The organism is Lysobacter sp. TAB13, from assembly GCF_052113885.1.
Lineage (GTDB): Bacteria > Pseudomonadota > Gammaproteobacteria > Xanthomonadales > Xanthomonadaceae > Lysobacter > Lysobacter gummosus.
The window spans coordinates 1-438 of record NZ_JBFRDR010000217.1; the positions used below are offsets into that span (position 1 = coordinate 1).

The 438-nt window shown below is 63.6% G+C and carries 1 protein-coding gene; it reads right to left on the reverse strand.

The annotated features are described in order from the left end of the window. A partial coding sequence (locus AB4Y92_RS25890) for a GGDEF domain-containing response regulator (RefSeq protein ID WP_441822226.1) occupies positions 1–438 on the reverse strand: 438 nt, incomplete at both ends.

The following is a 438-nucleotide window of genomic DNA, read 5'->3' on the forward strand; positions in this document are numbered from 1 at the left end:
GTCGAGCGGGTGCAGCCGCCCTGGATCACGTTGGCGACCTGCTTCAGCACCTCATCGCCGGCGAGATGGCCATAAGCATCATTGTAGCGCTTGAAGTGATCGACATCGATCATCAGGACAGACAGCGGATGCTGCGTGCGCAGGCAGCGTCTCCACTCCGCCGCAAGATACTCGTCGAAATAGCGGCGGTTACCSAGTCCGGTCAGCCCGTCGAYCCGCGTCAGGCGCTCGAGCTCGAGATTGACCCGCATCAGCTCGCGCTGGCTTTCGCGCAGCGCCCGATAGGCCTCGTCRCGCTGGACRTGATCGAGATAGGCGCGGGTGTGGTAGCGCACCCGCGCGATCAGCTCGAGCTTGTCGGGGAGCTTGACGAGATAGTCGTTCGCGCCCGCCTGGAAGGCATCGCTCTTGGTCGCGGGGTCTTCCTTGGTCGAGAGA